The sequence below is a fragment of the Mycoplasma sp. 2045 genome (genome assembly GCF_024582715.1).
GTDB lineage: Bacteria > Bacillota_I > Bacilli_A > Mycoplasmatales > Metamycoplasmataceae > Mycoplasmopsis.
Window position 1 is genome coordinate 152,521 of record NZ_CP102083.1, and the last position, 16,037, is coordinate 168,557.

The window sequence follows — 16,037 nt, forward strand, 5'->3', positions numbered from 1 at the left end:
AATATGAAAAAATTACACGAAAAACAAAAAAAATATGATATGACCACTAAAAAAGTGGGAGAATTAATTGTGTATGGGAAAAATTCTGTTATTGACTGTGTCAATAATAAATTAGATATTTCTGAAATACACTTAACTGATGAAGGAAGTTTGAAGTACTTTAAAGATGATAACACTTTAAGGGGTATAAAAATTGTTATCACTGATAAGAAAACTTTAGATGAAGAAACAAAAGAAAACCATCAAGGTTTTAAAGCAATCTTAAAATCTGTTAATTACAAGGGACTAGACGATTTAGGAAGATTGCATAAGGATAATTCACCAATTCTTGTGTTGGACAAAATTCAAGATCCACATAACTTTGGTGCAATTATAAGAACAGCAAATGCTGGGGGAATTAAGCATATTATTTTCCCTAAAGATAATGCAGCTGTAATTAATTCAACTGTGTTAAAGGTTTCATCAGGTGGATTTGTAAATATGAATTTTTACAGAGTTAATAGTCTTAATGCGGCCTTAACTCAACTCAAAAAAAGAGGTTATTGAGTTTATTCAACTGTATTAGATGAAAAAGCTCTCCCATACACAACGGTGGAATACGACAGACCTACAATTTTAGTTGTAGGTAACGAAGGTGATGGTGTATCAAAAAGTGTGCTTTCAGTCACAGATCAAACAATTTATATTCCACAAAGGGGGAATGTGCAATCTTTAAATGTATCAGTAGCAACAGGTATTATTGTGTTCGATGCATTAACTAAATGATAAGAAAATATCATTTGAACGATAAGTTTCTCTCTGAATTTTTGAAACTCGAAAATGACAAGTATTATTCAGTTTCAAAAATCATTTCTGCTTTCAGTATACAGCACAGTAAGTCAATAGATGTTTTGTCTAGAAAAGTTAGTTGAGTCTTTGGTAAGGTATCTATTGAGCCAGCAGAAATTAAAAATGTTATACTTCATGAATTTTTAGGAATTTTTCTAGAAGTTTCTTCAGAAGTTTTTTGTAAGGATTTTAAATCCTATTCTCATTTCGAATCATTCATTTGAAATAAATTAAAGTTACATACCCTGAATTTCTTCCACTCAGAAATTAACTCTCAATATATTTTTGATGATGGTATAGCTAACAAAAGGGTAAATTTACAAAAAATTCTAATAGACATGGAAAATAGTGTAGTTGATAACTCACATAGTCCAAAACAACTTGATTATCAAATTAAAACTCAAAAAATGCACTCAAGAAATCATTTTTTAAATAGTAGTTATAAAAAGAAACATTCAGTTATGAAAACAACAGATTTAAATGTTGGTTCATCAATTGATATTGACATTATTTGTTCGAACAACCTTATTACTACATTGATATCAAGTTAAATATAGCTTATGTTAACTTATATGTCCAAATTTTTAATTCTTCTTTCTCATATATATTTATCGTATATTTACATAAGTTTATGAAATGTTTTTATGGTATAAAACGCAGTAGATTTTTCAAATTATTTTGTGTTGATTTTTAAAATCTCTTTATCTTGTTATGTTTTTTATAAACAAGCTATATTTTGCTTGTTGCTCCATTATTTTTTATATTTTTTTGAGACAAATCGTTTTTACTCTCTGGCGATTTAGTCCCTTCTATATTTCTTTTATTTTTTCACTTACAAAATATGCATGTATAGACCTTTTTTTGATTCTATCTATGTTTTTTCCGTATTTTAGGTAAACTCACTTGGATTTTATTTCCAATAATTATTCATTCTTGCATATTAATAACATTGGGTAAGTGTTAGGTTATGAAAACGTATCATCTCAGTTACTTGGGGGAGTGTCTGGGATGTTCAAAATTAATTAAACTTGAGTTTAAGTTTTAAGGGTTAAGGAAAATTCGTAAGTTTAATTAATATGTTTTCTCTTGTTGCTTTTTATTTTATTAGTGTAAATTTTTGAGGTACTTCTCAAAATTACGGTTATCTTCTTGTATGTTGTGGGGACTGAACTCTTTTTCACTTTCCAGTTTATGTTCTTCATTACTCACTTTGGTTTTCATTAAATTTTTATAGTGTTTTAAACAAAATATTATATGGTTTTTAGTTTATTTGTTGGATTATTCCTTTCTCAACATTTGAAAAGTATTTCACTTTCTTATATTTATCCATTTATTAACTTTTATTCAATATAAGACTTTATTATTAAATGCGAAATACAAAATTGGTTCTAAATGAACCGAAATTCATTATTTTTTCTTCTCTCATCAGTTAGACATTTTCTGTTAAATGTCAAACACCTTTCTTTAATTTTATTATTTAATTTTTTACAATGTCTATTAGATTTCCACTTAACTTTTTTTAAGTTAAGTGGTTTTTATATCCTTTGTTTGTAAATTTTCTCTTTTTATATTATGTGCTAATATTTTAGTAATATGAATAATCGCAATTTTAGAAATAAAAAATTTGTATTTATTGGCGACTCAATAGCGCAAGGTTTTGATTTATCTCAAGGAACTGGAACATATGGAAATTTAGATGAGTTAGGTTATGCTTATTCAGACTATTTCATTGAGTTATTTCAGAAGAATGTTGGTAGAAATTTAGACATTAAATATAGCAACTTAGGCCTATCAGCAAGCAAGATTAGCACTTGAATTAATATCGTTTCTGGAGAAGAGTTCACTGATGAAACAAGAGAGCTAATGCACATAAATAAAGTTCTAGCTCAAAAATTTAATCACACTTGTTTTAATTATGATTTTGATTCATATTTAAAAGAAATTAAGGAAGCAGATTACTTATTTATAAACTCTAGTGGAATTGAATTTTTATTCAGTATTTCCTATGTAGACTTAGTTGAGGTAATGTCTCAAAAAGATTACTACCTTCAAAATAAACAAATTGATGATTTATTGAAAAATATTAAACGTACAACACAGCAAATCATTAATGAATATATTGTTTTAGTTAACAAAATTAAAGAAGTTAATACAAATTGCAAAATCTATTTAGTCGATTATCCTATCGCTTCATTACCCGTACTTAACAAGTTGATTCTTAAAAATAAAGATAATCTTTTAAACAAGAGTTATTCTATTTTTAAATCTATATACAAGGTATTTCAGAATATTTTTACAGAAGTTTCAGCTGCAACAAATACTAAATATGTTGAAATATTTGACTTTGAACAATGTTTAAGAAATGAACGCAAATGATATCAGTTGTTTTTAGATATTCATTGCAGTAAGAAATGTTATAAATACATTGGAAAGAAACTTTATCTAAATTTTGCTAAAGAGCATCATTTAAATAAATTTACTTGAACTAAATTTAGAAGTATTCCAATATACCCGGATAACAAAATTATTGATCTTGTTCAAACTTGATACAAAGAATTAGGTGTTCTAGAAGGTTCGCTAATTAGAATTTATATAAGCACAATTAGCAATTCATTGATTACTGAGAAACTAACTAAAGGTTTAGATATCACTCTTAATTTCAGCGCACTTCTAAATGAGAATGTTATGTCACTCATTGGTAAGATTTTCCATGACGAAAACGTACTTGAATATATTGAAAATAAATTCAGTTCACTAAAATTCACAGACACATTAATTGACTTTTTAGCTAATAATCAAGAGTTTGTCACATTGATTGATAATGTTGAAAAATTCTTTACTAGAAACAAAAACATTTCGCTTAATAAGTTTTGACAATTCTTTTTAGTTTCAAATGAAAAAACATTGTTTGATATAACAAAAAAATTCTTTGAAAAGTACCCTAATTTCAAAGAAGAGATAATTGATTTAATTCATTTTATCCTTGGTGAGTTAAATAAAAGAAAATTTATTAAGATTCCAATTGATATTAGAAAAATTGATTATGAGTTTAATTTAGATTTTTCATTAGTAAAAAATGATTTAGATGAATTTATGATTATTTTTAAAGATTACTTTTTATCAAGTTCACATTTTGTTAGCTTTGAAAGTTACTTTAATAGTTTTGTTATCCAAAACAAAGAGCTAATCAAACAAATATCATCGAAGTTTCTAAACATTGTTTTAGAACAATTGTTCACTGATAAGGATAAATTAATTCAATTCATTTTAGCCTATTGCAAGATTGATTATAAATATCTCTCAAGAAGAGATTTTGAAGCTCTTGATAGATATGTAGATAAGTTATTGAGCAATTTAAATATGACTAAAATGCAAAATAAAATCATTAATGAAACAATCAACTTTATATTAAAAACACCTAAAATGAAGCTTATTAGTTCTAACAACATTATGCTTATTGGCCTTATTATTAAGAATCAATTTAGAAATAGATTATTTTTAAGCTTAGTTAGAGGTAATTTAGTCCCAACAGTTAATTTAGGAGTGCGTTTAGCATTTGCAAAAGTGAGATCAATATTTAGATGAAGAAAGTAATGTGTTATGTTTTTTCACATGTAAATAATTTCAATTAAACCTATTACATAGCATTCATTTACTTAATGTATATTGTAATGTTGTGGTAAAATTAAAACACTATGAAAAGTAACAAGGTATCAATTGCATGTGAATTATGCAGAAAGAAAAATTACGTGACAATTAAAAGTGCTGGAAATGCAGAACGTTTAGCAATTAAAAAATATTGTCCTCATTGCAAACAACACTCAATTCACAAAGAAGAAGTTTAATTATGAGAAAAAATAAGAAAGCAAAAACTGAAAAAGTCGAAACAGCAAAAATGTCTTTAAAAGACAGATTTGAAAGTAGAAATAAAATTTATTTCTTTAGAAAGACTGTTAAAGAAATTAAACGTGTTCGTTGAGCAACTCCAAGAGAAAATTGAATAAACCTTGTTAAAATTCTTGTTTTTACAGCTATATTTGCTTTATTTGTTTATGCAGTAACAATTGGATTTACAAAATTATGAGAAGTAATTGGTTCAGTTTAGAAAGGTAAATTATGAATAATTTTAAATGATACATGATCTCTACTGTTAGAGGAAAAGAAGAACAAGTTATCGAAGCTTTAAATAACCGTATTATTGCTGAAAATGTTGCAGAATCATTTAATCAATATGCAACACAAGATGGCGCTTTTAAAATCTTTAAAAAACCTATTTTAACAGCTAAAGAATTAGAAAAAAGACGTTTAGGTCAAGAATACAAGGTTAAATATACAAATCTTTACCCTGGATACATTTTCGCAAATATGGATATGACAGATGAAGCTTGATACGTTGTACGTAACACACAAAATGTTACAGGTATCATCGGTTCATCTGGTAAAGGAGCAAAGCCTACACCTGTTTCTTCTAGAGAAATTAGAAAAATGGAAAAAGCCGCTGAAGAAGCTACACACTTATTTAACTTAGGTAAAAACTTACAAGGACTTAAAATTAATGATTTAGTTGTAGTTTTAGATGGTCCATTTAAAGGTGAAATTGGTCCAATTAAATCATTAAACTTAGACGCAAATATCGCTACAATTCAAATTGAATCATTTGGAAAAAGAACTTCTGTTGAATTAAGCATCGATTCATTAGAGCATTCAACAGAATACTAATTATTAGATAAATTGAACAGCGTTAGCTGTTCTTTTTTATTGAAAATTTAATAAGAGCATGAAAAATAACTTTATTATCTAATTAAACAATTGCGATTTTATATTTAGATGTATCTTTTTTAAATTCTGCACCTAACTCTTTTCTATATGTAGAATCTTTAAATAGATTACGCATTTCTTCTCTGTATCTTGTTTTTTCAAATAAGTTGCTGGTGAGTCATAGTGTCTGTACCTCACCACACTCTTTGTGTTTATTTAATATCATAGACTTTTTTATCTGAATTTTTTAAATATTCAAAATTATAAAATCCATTTTTTAAGAGTTTGAATTCCTCATGATAATCAAATTTTTAATGTCTTAAGATTAAAAGAGTGGACTTTTCATTTTATTTTTTGAATTCGTTTTTAACTGCTCTTTTTTATACAATAATAACCAATTTAAAATATAATTAAAATATATATTTGGAGAGTTGAAATAATGAAAAAAAGAGAAAAAATAAAAGGTATTGAATTATTTGCAGGAGCCGGTGGATTAGCTTTAGGTCTAGAAGAAGCTGGTATTCAACACATAGGCTTAATTGAAGTTGATAAATGAGCTTGTGACACATTGAAAACTAACAGACCTGAATGAAATGTTATCCAAGAAGACATAACAAAAATTTCACAAGAGGATTTATGTAAGTTATTTAATCTAAAAGAAGGTGAACTAGATGTTTTATCAGGTGGAGCTCCTTGCCAAAGTTTTAGTTATGCTGGTAAAAGGTTGGGTTTAGAGGATACAAGAGGAACTTTATTCTACAACTACGCCTTATTCCTTAATAAGCTTAAGCCAAAAATGTTCCTATTTGAAAATGTTAAAGGTTTACTTTCACACGATAATGGTAAAACTTTTGAAGTCATTTACAATATTTTCACAAATGAAGGTTACAAATTAGAATATCAAGTTCTGAATGCTTGAGATTATAATGTGGCTCAGAAAAGAGAAAGATTAATTTTAATTGGAATTCGTAATGATTTAGTTGACAAAATTGTTTTTCAATTCCCAAATAAACATTATCCTAAACCAGTTTTAAGAGATATTTTATTAGATGTCCCTGCTAGTGAGGGTGCTAAATATTCTAAGGAAAAAGAAGCTATTTTCTCACTTGTCCCAGCAGGTGGATATTGAAGAGATATACCTGAGGAAATAGCAAAGGAATATATGAAATCCAGTTGAGATTCATATGGAGGAAGAACTGGTATTTTAAGAAGATTAAGTCTTGATGAACCATCATTAACTATCTTAACAACTCCTCAAATGAAACAAACAGACAGGTGCCATCCGTTCGAAAATAGACCATTTACAATTAGAGAATCTGCAAGAATTCAATCATTTCCGGATGGATGAACTTTTAAAGGTTCAGTTGCAAATCAATATAAGCAAATTGGAAATGCAGTCCCAGTAAACTTAGCTAAAAGTGTTGGAAAGCAAATCGTCAAAGCTTTAAAAAATATGAAAAGAGATGACTAATATGAGCTACAAATATAATTTAAGTTTTATTAGTGAAAGTGATTTTACAAATCACATCAAAGAAACCGTTGATAGCTACGTAAAAGGTACTGAAGCAATTGATTTAAAGAAATTTAATAGCAATGTAATCGATCCAATAAAACTGCTTTTTGATAAAGAAATTTTAAATAAGAGTTTTACATCATTGATCGATCAAGAGATCGAAAGACAAAGAGATAAGCACAATAATAATGCAATCGGTTATTTTCATCAAAACATTTTTAAATATATAGAAAATTGTGTTGTTCCAGATCATGGTTGAGACATTATTGTTAAAAAAGATGGATTAACTTTATATGTTGAAATGAAAAATAAACATAATACAATGAATAGTTCATCAAGAGATAAAATTTATTCAAAAATGTTAGAGAAAATTAAAACATCAAATGATGAAAATTTACAATGTGCATTGGTTGAAGTGATTGCATTAAAAACAACAGATAAAGAATTTACAATCTCTAAGAAACAAATCGAAGATCCATATATTACTAAAAGAATTAGACATATGTCTATTGATAAGTTTTATGAATTTATCACAGAGGATAAGTTTGCTTTTAAAAAGTTATGTGATCAATTAATTGATACTTTACCAAAAGTTGTTAAGGAAATGGGTAATGTAAAAAGACCAAAAGATACTGTTTTAGATGAGTTGAATGATATTTCAACAGAAATATCAAAGGCATTATTTGAAATAGCATTTAAAAATTATGATACTTTTAAAAAGTAATAGAAAAGTAGACAGTTTTTTATTTTCTGTCTACTTTTCTTGTCCTAGTTTAAATACTATAAAGTCCTTCTGCAACTCTTTTATTTATTGCTTTTTGATCGATTACATTTTTCATGTACCAATTGAGCATTTTCTCTTGTTGTTTCTCCACCTTTAGAATATGGTATGATATGGTCTATTTCAGTAATATCAATGTTGCGCATTTCTTGCCCACAAATACCACATTTATAATCCTGATCTTTAGCTAATTTTGGTTTTCAATCTGATGGAAAAGATCTAGGTTGTATCTTATTTTTATTTTTTCCAATAATTTTTGTCAATGATTTAGTTACTAAATCAATTCTCTTCATAACATTATCTTTTGAAGTAGTTGAACTTTTCATAGTAGATTTGTACGTTTTGTTCTCACGTTTTAATGAATCAATTTCCTTATAAATTTCATCATAATTATCTCTTATACTTTGTTCATCAAACTTACTAAATGCAATCATAATTGATTCATAATATCCAATATTAAAACTATTATGTTTAATTTCGCCTATTGAACCAATCTTACAAAAAGCATCTTTTCCAAGTGCTTCAAGAACTAATTTAGATATATTTAAAAATTTATTTTTATCTTTTTTCGTTTTGTTTTCTATATTCTTTATTGCATCAATATGATGATCCATATGCTCATTTAAAAATTGCTTCATATAACCATTGTATTCTTTGGAGTCGCTTAGAGCTAGGAAACGTAAGATAAATTCTTGATATTTCATGCGAGTATTTTTGAATTTAAATAATTGTTGCACTACATCTTCTTTAGACAATTCATTTATCATTTTATTATATTGACCATGATAAACGCAATTTCTTAATTCTTGCTCATTTAGATTGACTGCACCTTTATTTAATCTCTCAAAAATATCAAATTTCAGCTTATCTTGTCCTTTTATCAAGGTATATGCATATAGATTAGTTTCATCAATGGTTTTTTGATCTTCTAAATTCAGTTCTGTATATTTTTTATTTTTTCAATCTTCTGAATTAATTTTTTTATTTAAAGAAAATTTATTTTCTGTAAACTCAATAAGAGTTTTTAATCTTTGTTGGCCATCAATTACTGATAAACGGCCATCTTCTTCTTCGCATAAATATATGCTAGGAAGAGGTATGCCCATAAGAGCAGATTCTATTAATTTTGATGTTTTTTCTGGATTATAAACAAAATTTCTTTGGTAGTCAGGGTTTACAATCAATAGACCTTTTCCTTTTAGGTCTTTTAATTTACTTATTGTATAAATTTCAGAACGAAATTTAGGTTGTCTCTCTCTCTCTCTCTCATTTTGTTATGTGTTATCCTTTCTTTTACTACAAACTATATTTACTATACTATAATAAATTATATACGTTTTTCTTATTGCTTATTTTGACAAATTAGCAATTTTTAAATTTAATTGCAAAATTTGATAATTTAACTTAAATTAGATATTAGTTTTACAAATAATTAGACAAACTAGCTAAAAATATTCTTAAATTCTTCTATTAAAATAAATATCAAAAATAAAAAAATCTGGTAATTCGTAAACACCAGAAAATTTATTTGAATTTGGCAGGGGTTAAAGGAATCGAACCCTTACTTTCAGTTTTGGAGACTGCAGCACTACCACTATACTAAACCCCCATACAATCATCATCTAAAATGATGATTTTTTTATTATTTCCCGAATTTAAAGTGACAAACGTCGCCATCTTTCATAATGTAGTTTTTACCTTCAGAACGCATTTTGCCAGTGTTTTTAGCGCCTAATTCACCATTGTATTCGATGTAATCCTCATATGCAATAACATCTGCTTTAATGAATTTTTTCTCAAAGTCTGTATGAATAATTCCTGCACATTTAGGAGCTGCTCAACCTTTATGGTAAACTCAAGCTCTTGCTTCAATTTTACCTGCTGTAAAGTATGTTTCTAAATTAAGAAGATCAAATGATTCTCTTGTTAAAACATCTAGACCACTACGTTCTACGCCATACATTGAGAGCATTTCGTTTTTTTCGTCATCCGATAGATCAACTAACTCAGATTCTAATTGAACTGAAATTGGAATGATTTTTTCATTTTGTTTTAATGAATTTTTAAGCTCATTATAAAGTTTATCATCTTTGTAATTTGCATACTGTTCTGTACCTAAGTTAGCTACATAAATTATTGGTTTTAACGTGAGTAAATGATAACCTTTAACAGCTTTTAATTCATTTTCATCAAGTTCAACATCACGAGCTGGTATTGATTGAAGCAATGCATCTTTAACTTTGTTAGCAGCATTAAATTCAATTAAACCATCTTTATCACCTGATTTAGCTTTTTTAGTAACTCTATTAATTACGTTGTTAATTGTTTCTAAGTCAGCTAACATTAACTCATAGTTAATAACATCCTTATCTCTTACGGGATTTACTGAATTAGCTACGTGCAAGATGTTTTTGTCTTCAAAACATCTAACAACGTGAATAATTGCATCAACTTCTCTAATGTTTGATAAGAATTTATTTCCTAATCCTTCTCCTTTTGATGCACCTTCAACAAGTCCGGCTATGTCAACAAAATCAAATGTAGCTCAAACAATTTTATCTGGTTTGATAATGTCTGCAATTTTTTGTAATCTTGTATCAATTAAAGGAACTGATGAAATGTTAGGTTCAATAGTTGTGAAAGCGTAGTTAGATGATTCAACTTGCTTTTTAGTAATTGCACTAAATAATGTACTTTTACCTACGTTTGGAAGACCTACAATACCTGCTTTTAGTGACATAAATAAACTCCTTTTTAATCAATAATTATGTTTTTAATTTTACTCTAAATGCTTGAAAAGTAATTTTTTAATTTGATAAAATTAAAATAAATTTTAAGGAAGGTAAAAATGAGTCAAATTAACAATAAAATCACACATTGATTTAATTTCTATAAATCCAAGGAACTAATAAATTCAGACATTAATGAATTTGTTAGAAAGGTTGATAATCAGTTTCCAAATGGTGAATTTTACACAAGAGCAAAATCAACTGTTTACGGAATTGAATTTGATACACAAAATCAACTTGGTTACAACAATTTAAACCCTTATACATTGCTTAATTTGATTTCACTTTTTGATAAATCACTTCCTAGAAAGTCAATTTTTAATAGAAAAAGAAAAGTTTTAGTTGCATTAAAAAACAAAGTTAATATTAATTCTAAACTTCAAGATTTATTAATTAGATTTTTAAATGATAAAAAGTACCACGTTTATACTTTTAATATTGATAAGCTAAATGATTTTTTTATCAATACAACTGTAAACAATATGTATTTAGATTATTCAGTTTATTTAGATTACAAAGAAACTAATAATAAGTTTTATTTAAAAATTTACAACAAAAATAAATTAATTTCACTGGAAGAACAAGAGAAGTTAATTAATGAGCTTTATGAAGTTAAAGATCACATATTTGTTTCTGATTCAAATTATTCAATTGTTTTAAACTCAGACAAAGTTATTGACTCAGCTTATGAAAACTTCTTAAAATCAGTTAAATATGAATTTGATTTTAGTTCAAACAACAAATTGGTTGTTTATACACTTATTAGCGACAATTTATCAAACTACATTATTAATAGATTTTTATCAAATTTAAATGTTAAGGTTTCAAAGTTGAACCCAACACTTAATAAAGATTTAAAAAATAAAAATTCAACTTTTTCTATTGTTAAATGAGCTCTATCAACTAATTACAATGCTAACTTAATTATTGTTATGGATGAACATAATGATATTAAGTTATTTGCTAGAGTTAAAAATAGCTTTGTTGAATTAAATAATGACCAAATCGCTTATCTTTTCATTTCAAACCAATATTTAAAATGAAAAGAAACTAAGTTAACTGATAAACCAAATATTTTTATTCCACTAGATGCTTCAGAGTTAATTATCAACTTACTTAATACTTTTAAAATTCCTTATGAATTTGAAAATAAAATGGATGACCCAAATAACATTTTATTTGCATATAATTCAAATTCATTTTCAAATGATATTAATGAACATTTAAGTTTTGAAAATTATGATTTTCTATTTAACTTCTGCGTGATGTTGCAAGAGTATTTAGAAAACAATAACTTACTTACACTTAAATACAACAAGATGATTGAATCAATGAATAAAACTTACTATGTTTATTCATACATTAACAAAACTGTTCAAGATATGAAAAATGTTTTTGATTATTTAGTCAATAAACCAACCGGCTTTCTTAAAAAATCAAAAATAGATAAGCTCCAATTACTTGATTGAGATAACACAAAACAACATTACATTTTTCAAGTTAAAACAAAAGGCAAAAGATTCTCAACTATTACAAGTGTTTCTTACAAGAAAGCTAAAAAAGAGATTGAAATTAAAACTGAATTTCAATCTCATATGTATAAATTTCATCCATTTTTAGAAACTATATGAGCTAATTTAGTTAAAAATAAAATCAGAAAAAGAATTTTAAAAATTGTTAAACAAATAAACAAGCTGCAAGAGAAAAAAGTATAATTTCCAAATATATTAAGGAGTTACTATGATCACAAAAATTAAAGGAACAAAAGACTATTCACCAGTAGAGTTTTTATTAAAAGATTTTGTAACTGATATGTTCACTGAAACAGTTGCTAAAGCAGGTTATGTTTTAGTGGAAACGCCTATTATGGAACAAGCTTCACTTTTCAGACGTTCTGTGGATGATTCAGAAATTGTTAAAAAAGAAATGTATGAATTTAAAGACAAAGGTGACAGAGATATAGCACTTAGACCTGAAGGAACTGCACCTTTTGTTAGAGCACTTATTGAACAAAAATGATTAAATGATGGATTTAGTAAATTTGCTTACTATGGGCCAATGTTCAGATATGAGCAACCTCAAAAAGGTAGATACAGACAGTTCTATCAAGCTGGTGTTGAATTTGTAGGTGAAAAAGCTTATACAAAGGATGTGGAAGTTATTTTATTAGCTGCGCACATTTTAGATAACTTGATGGTTGATTGAGAATTAAAAATCAACACAATTGGTGATGAATTAAGTAGAAAACAATATGAAGAAGCTTTATATAACTACTTATTACTTTACAAATCCGAGTTAAGTGAAATTTCACAAGAAAGATTAGAAAGCAAAAAAGTTTTAAGAATTCTTGATGATAAAGAAGATTCGCAAAAACCTTTTATTAAAAATGCGCCTAAAATTGCTGATTATTTATCAGATGAATCAAAAGAATACTTTGTAAAAGTTACTACAGCACTTGATGCAGCAAATATTGAATACAAAGTTTCTAATGAATTAGTTAGAGGGCTTGATTACTATGATGAAACTGTATTTGAATTTGTAACAGCAGGTAAAGGTTCAACAAGTGGACTTACATTAATTGGTGGTGGAAGATATTCAAACTTAATAGCTCAATTAGGTGGAGATAATATTTCAAGTGTTGGTTTTGGAATGGGAATTGATCGTGTTGTCGATGTTGTAAGAGAAAATGCGATGGAAATTTTAAAACCAGATACAGAACTAAGACACGCTGATGTTTATATTGCAATGACAAATGATGAAGATAATATTGCTTTTGGTACTATAATGGGACAAAATTATATTGCAACAGCTGGTTTATCAGTTTACACAGAACATTCTTTAATTAAAAATAAAAAGTTATTTGAAAAAGCAGCAAAGAGAACCGCTGACTTCTTAGTTTATGATGACAAAATGATTAATCCTAACTTATTAATCATCAGAGATATGGTTACAGGAGAAAAAGTTACATTCTCAAAAAATGAAGAGGGTATCATTTCTGCACTTAACTTTATTTTAGAAAATAGCGATGAACACATCACAATCAGTGACTCGAAATTAGTTGATGTTGCACTTCTTATTGAAGAATTAGAAGAAGGAAAATAATATGAAAAAAACAATTAAAAATAATCAATTAAGATTAGAAAATGTTGGACAAGTTGTTACTTTATACGGGTGAGTAGCTAACAAACGTAGATTTGGTGAATTAAACTTCGTTGACTTACGTGACAAATTTGGAATTACACAATTAGTATTTAAAACACCTATTTCATTCACAAAAGAATCTGTTTTAGAAGTAACCGGAACAGTTTGTGAAAGAAAAGATAGAAATCCTGACTTACCTACAGGAGATATTGAAATTTTAGTTGATGAATACAAAGTTTTATCATCATCTAAAGAACAATTACCATTCCAAATTAGAGATGACATTGAAGTTAAAGAAGAATTAAGACTTGAATATAAATTCTTAGACTTACGTAGAAATGTGATGCAAAATAACATTAAATTACGTAATGATGTAATTTTTGCAATTAGAGAATACTTACAATCTCAAGAATTCACAGAAATCGAAACACCAATTTTATCTAAAGCAACACCAGAGGGAGCTAGAGACTTTTTAGTCCCTACACGTAATAAAGAAAATGCATTTTATGCACTTCCACAAAGTCCTCAATTATTCAAACAATTATTAATGATTTCAGGATTTGAAAAATACTACCAAATAGCAAGATGCTTCAGAGATGAAGACTCACGTAAAGATAGACAGCCTGAATTCACACAATTAGATATCGAAGTAAGTTTTATGGACGTTCCTAGCTTCCAATCATACATTGAAGGTTTATTCAAACACTTTATGAAAAAAGTTATGAATGTTGATATCAAAGTTCCTTTTGATAGAGTAAGATTTGATGACTGTATTAGAGATTATGGATCAGACAAACCTGACTTTAGATTTGAAAACAAAATTGTTGATATTCCTGAATTTGCTAAAAATAGTGATTTTAGCATCATAACATCAGCTCCTTCAATTAGATTGCTTCATTTTGTAGAAAAAATTAACAAAAAAGAATACAAGAAACTTGAAGAAATAGCTAAGAAAAACAAAGTTAAAGCATTATTCTACTTGGTTGTTAATGAAAATAAAGAATTAGTAGAAACAAACTTTGCCCAAAAATTAAATCCAGCAGATGTACAAGAATTAATTTCACAATTTGGTGAAGGAACATACTTGATTTGTGCTGATAAATTTGAAAACGCTTCACAAGCTTTAGGAGCATTAAGAGTTGAACTTAATTCTTGATATGGATGAGCTAGAGATGAATATAACTTCAAATGAATTATTGACTGACCTATGTTCGAATATGATGAAGAAACAGGAAAATGAGCAGCAGCTCACCATCCATTCACTCAATTCGATAATCCATTAGAAGATTTAGATAAATTACCTAAAGAAAAAATTAGAGCAAAAAGTTACGACTTAGTTCTTAATGGGTTTGAATTAGGTTCAGGTTCAGCTAGAATTTATGATGAAGAAGTTCAAACTAAAATGTTTGAAATGATCAATCTATCAAAAGAAGAGCAACAAAACAAATTCGGATTTTTCTTAAAAGCTTTTGAATATGGAGTCCCACCACACTGTGGTATTGGTCTTGGAATCGATAGATTAATTATGATTTTAGCTAACCAAAAAACTATTAGAGATGTTATTGCATTCCCTAAAAATTCAAAAAATGAAGACCTTATGACCCAAGCTCCTTCAAGTGTTGATTCAGAGCAATTAACAGAATTATTCCTTGAAGTCAAGTCTAAATAGTGATGTAAAAAAATACTAGATTTCGTAAGTCTAGTATTTTTATTTTGCAATTTATAGAATTGATTTTACATCAATTAGTTTACTGATTTTCTTGTATCCATCAAGTTCGTCTAAGACCATTAAAACAACATTAGCAAGAACTTTTACACCTTGAGATTGAAGTAAATCAATAATAGCTTTTGTAGTTCCACCAGTTGCTAAAACATCATCAATAATGATTGCTTTTTGACCTGGTTTTAGAATTTTATCTTGAATTTCTAAAGTATTGTCACCATATTCTAAGTCATACTTTTGAGGAATTGTAGGACCTGGTAGTTTACCTTTCTTTCTAACCATTACAAACGGTTTATTAAGTTTATAAGCAACAGGAGTTCCGAAGATAAATCCTCTTGCATCAGGTGCTACAATGATGTCTGCTTCTTTGCATAATTGTGCCATTTTGTCTATGACATAGGTAAATGCATCAGGATTAGCTAATAGTGGTGTTATATCTTTGAATACAATTCCTTGTTTAGGGAAATTAGGAATATCAGTAATTAAATTTCTAAGATTTTTCAT

14 protein-coding genes and 1 tRNA gene are annotated in these 16,037 nt (G+C 27.3%); 11 read left to right on the top strand and 4 right to left on the bottom strand.

The features are described 5' to 3' along the window. The first annotated feature begins 3 nt into the window (after positions 1 to 3). The 8 genes from rlmB (at position 4) to NPA13_RS00880 (ending at position 7,823) form a co-directional block, all read left to right on the top strand. Positions 4 to 768, top strand: a complete 765-nt coding sequence (rlmB, locus tag NPA13_RS00845; protein ID WP_373457119.1) for a 23S rRNA (guanosine(2251)-2'-O)-methyltransferase RlmB — start codon at positions 4 to 6, stop codon at positions 766 to 768. A 38-nt stretch (positions 769 to 806) separates the two neighbouring features. Further along, a complete protein-coding gene (locus tag NPA13_RS00850) occupies positions 807 to 1,379 on the top strand; it encodes a hypothetical protein (RefSeq protein ID WP_257089429.1) in 573 nt (190 codons plus the stop codon). Between the two features lie 1,042 nt (positions 1,380 to 2,421). After that, positions 2,422 to 4,422: a hypothetical protein gene (locus NPA13_RS00855; RefSeq protein WP_257089431.1), complete on the top strand. Its 2,001-nt coding sequence runs from the start codon at positions 2,422 to 2,424 to the stop codon at positions 4,420 to 4,422. 101 nt (positions 4,423 to 4,523) lie between these two features. Further along, entirely contained in the window at positions 4,524 to 4,673 is a 150-nt protein-coding gene (rpmG, locus tag NPA13_RS00860; RefSeq protein ID WP_257089433.1) for a 50S ribosomal protein L33, read from the top strand. A gap of 2 nt (positions 4,674 to 4,675) precedes the next feature. Continuing rightward, positions 4,676 to 4,933 (top strand): preprotein translocase subunit SecE, encoded by a 258-nt coding sequence (gene secE, locus NPA13_RS00865; protein ID WP_257089435.1) that lies wholly within the window; start codon positions 4,676 to 4,678, stop codon positions 4,931 to 4,933. A gap of 11 nt (positions 4,934 to 4,944) precedes the next feature. After that, complete coding sequence (gene nusG, locus NPA13_RS00870; RefSeq protein ID WP_257089437.1) at positions 4,945 to 5,547, top strand: transcription termination/antitermination protein NusG; 603 nt, start codon at positions 4,945 to 4,947, stop codon at positions 5,545 to 5,547. 478 nt (positions 5,548 to 6,025) lie between these two features. Then, the gene (locus NPA13_RS00875) at positions 6,026 to 7,057 is read left to right on the top strand and encodes a DNA cytosine methyltransferase (RefSeq protein WP_257089439.1); all 1,032 of its coding nucleotides are present in this window, start codon (positions 6,026 to 6,028) and stop codon (positions 7,055 to 7,057) included. Between the two features lies 1 nt (position 7,058). Continuing rightward, a complete protein-coding gene (locus NPA13_RS00880) occupies positions 7,059 to 7,823 on the top strand; it encodes an Eco47II family restriction endonuclease (RefSeq protein ID WP_257089441.1) in 765 nt (254 codons plus the stop codon). 80 nt (positions 7,824 to 7,903) lie between these two features. On the opposite strand, the gene NPA13_RS00885 is transcribed toward NPA13_RS00880, so the two are convergent. From NPA13_RS00885 to ychF, 3 genes are all read right to left on the bottom strand, one after another. Then, a complete protein-coding gene (locus tag NPA13_RS00885; protein ID WP_257089443.1) occupies positions 7,904 to 9,064 on the bottom strand; it encodes a DUF262 domain-containing protein in 1,161 nt (386 codons plus the stop codon). 351 nt (positions 9,065 to 9,415) lie between these two features. Beyond that, positions 9,416 to 9,489, bottom strand: a tRNA-Trp gene (locus NPA13_RS00890). A 33-nt stretch (positions 9,490 to 9,522) separates the two neighbouring features. Next, on the bottom strand, positions 9,523 to 10,620 hold the full coding sequence (ychF, locus tag NPA13_RS00895) for a redox-regulated ATPase YchF (RefSeq protein WP_257089445.1): 1,098 nt from the start codon (positions 10,618 to 10,620) through the stop codon (positions 9,523 to 9,525). Positions 10,621 to 10,728: 108 nt separating this feature from the next. Here ychF and NPA13_RS00900 point away from each other — a divergent pair, with 108 nt between their 5' ends. Genes NPA13_RS00900 through aspS form a run of 3 tightly spaced genes read left to right on the top strand, consistent with a single transcriptional unit; the run spans position 10,729 to position 15,479 of the window. Beyond that, positions 10,729 to 12,384 carry an MAG5620 family putative phospho-sugar mutase gene (locus tag NPA13_RS00900; protein WP_257089447.1) on the top strand — a complete coding sequence of 552 codons (1,656 nt, stop codon included), beginning with the start codon at positions 10,729 to 10,731 and terminating at the stop codon, positions 12,382 to 12,384. A 25-nt stretch (positions 12,385 to 12,409) separates the two neighbouring features. Continuing rightward, a complete protein-coding gene (gene hisS, locus NPA13_RS00905; RefSeq protein WP_257089449.1) occupies positions 12,410 to 13,771 on the top strand; it encodes a histidine--tRNA ligase in 1,362 nt (453 codons plus the stop codon). A 1-nt stretch (position 13,772) separates the two neighbouring features. Then, positions 13,773 to 15,479, top strand: a complete 1,707-nt coding sequence (aspS, locus tag NPA13_RS00910) for an aspartate--tRNA ligase (protein WP_257089451.1) — start codon at positions 13,773 to 13,775, stop codon at positions 15,477 to 15,479. A 51-nt stretch (positions 15,480 to 15,530) separates the two neighbouring features. Here aspS and NPA13_RS00915 read toward each other — a convergent pair whose 3' ends face one another. Continuing rightward, positions 15,531 to 16,037, bottom strand: coding sequence for an adenine phosphoribosyltransferase (locus NPA13_RS00915; RefSeq protein WP_257089453.1), 507 nt, complete (start codon positions 16,035 to 16,037; stop codon positions 15,531 to 15,533).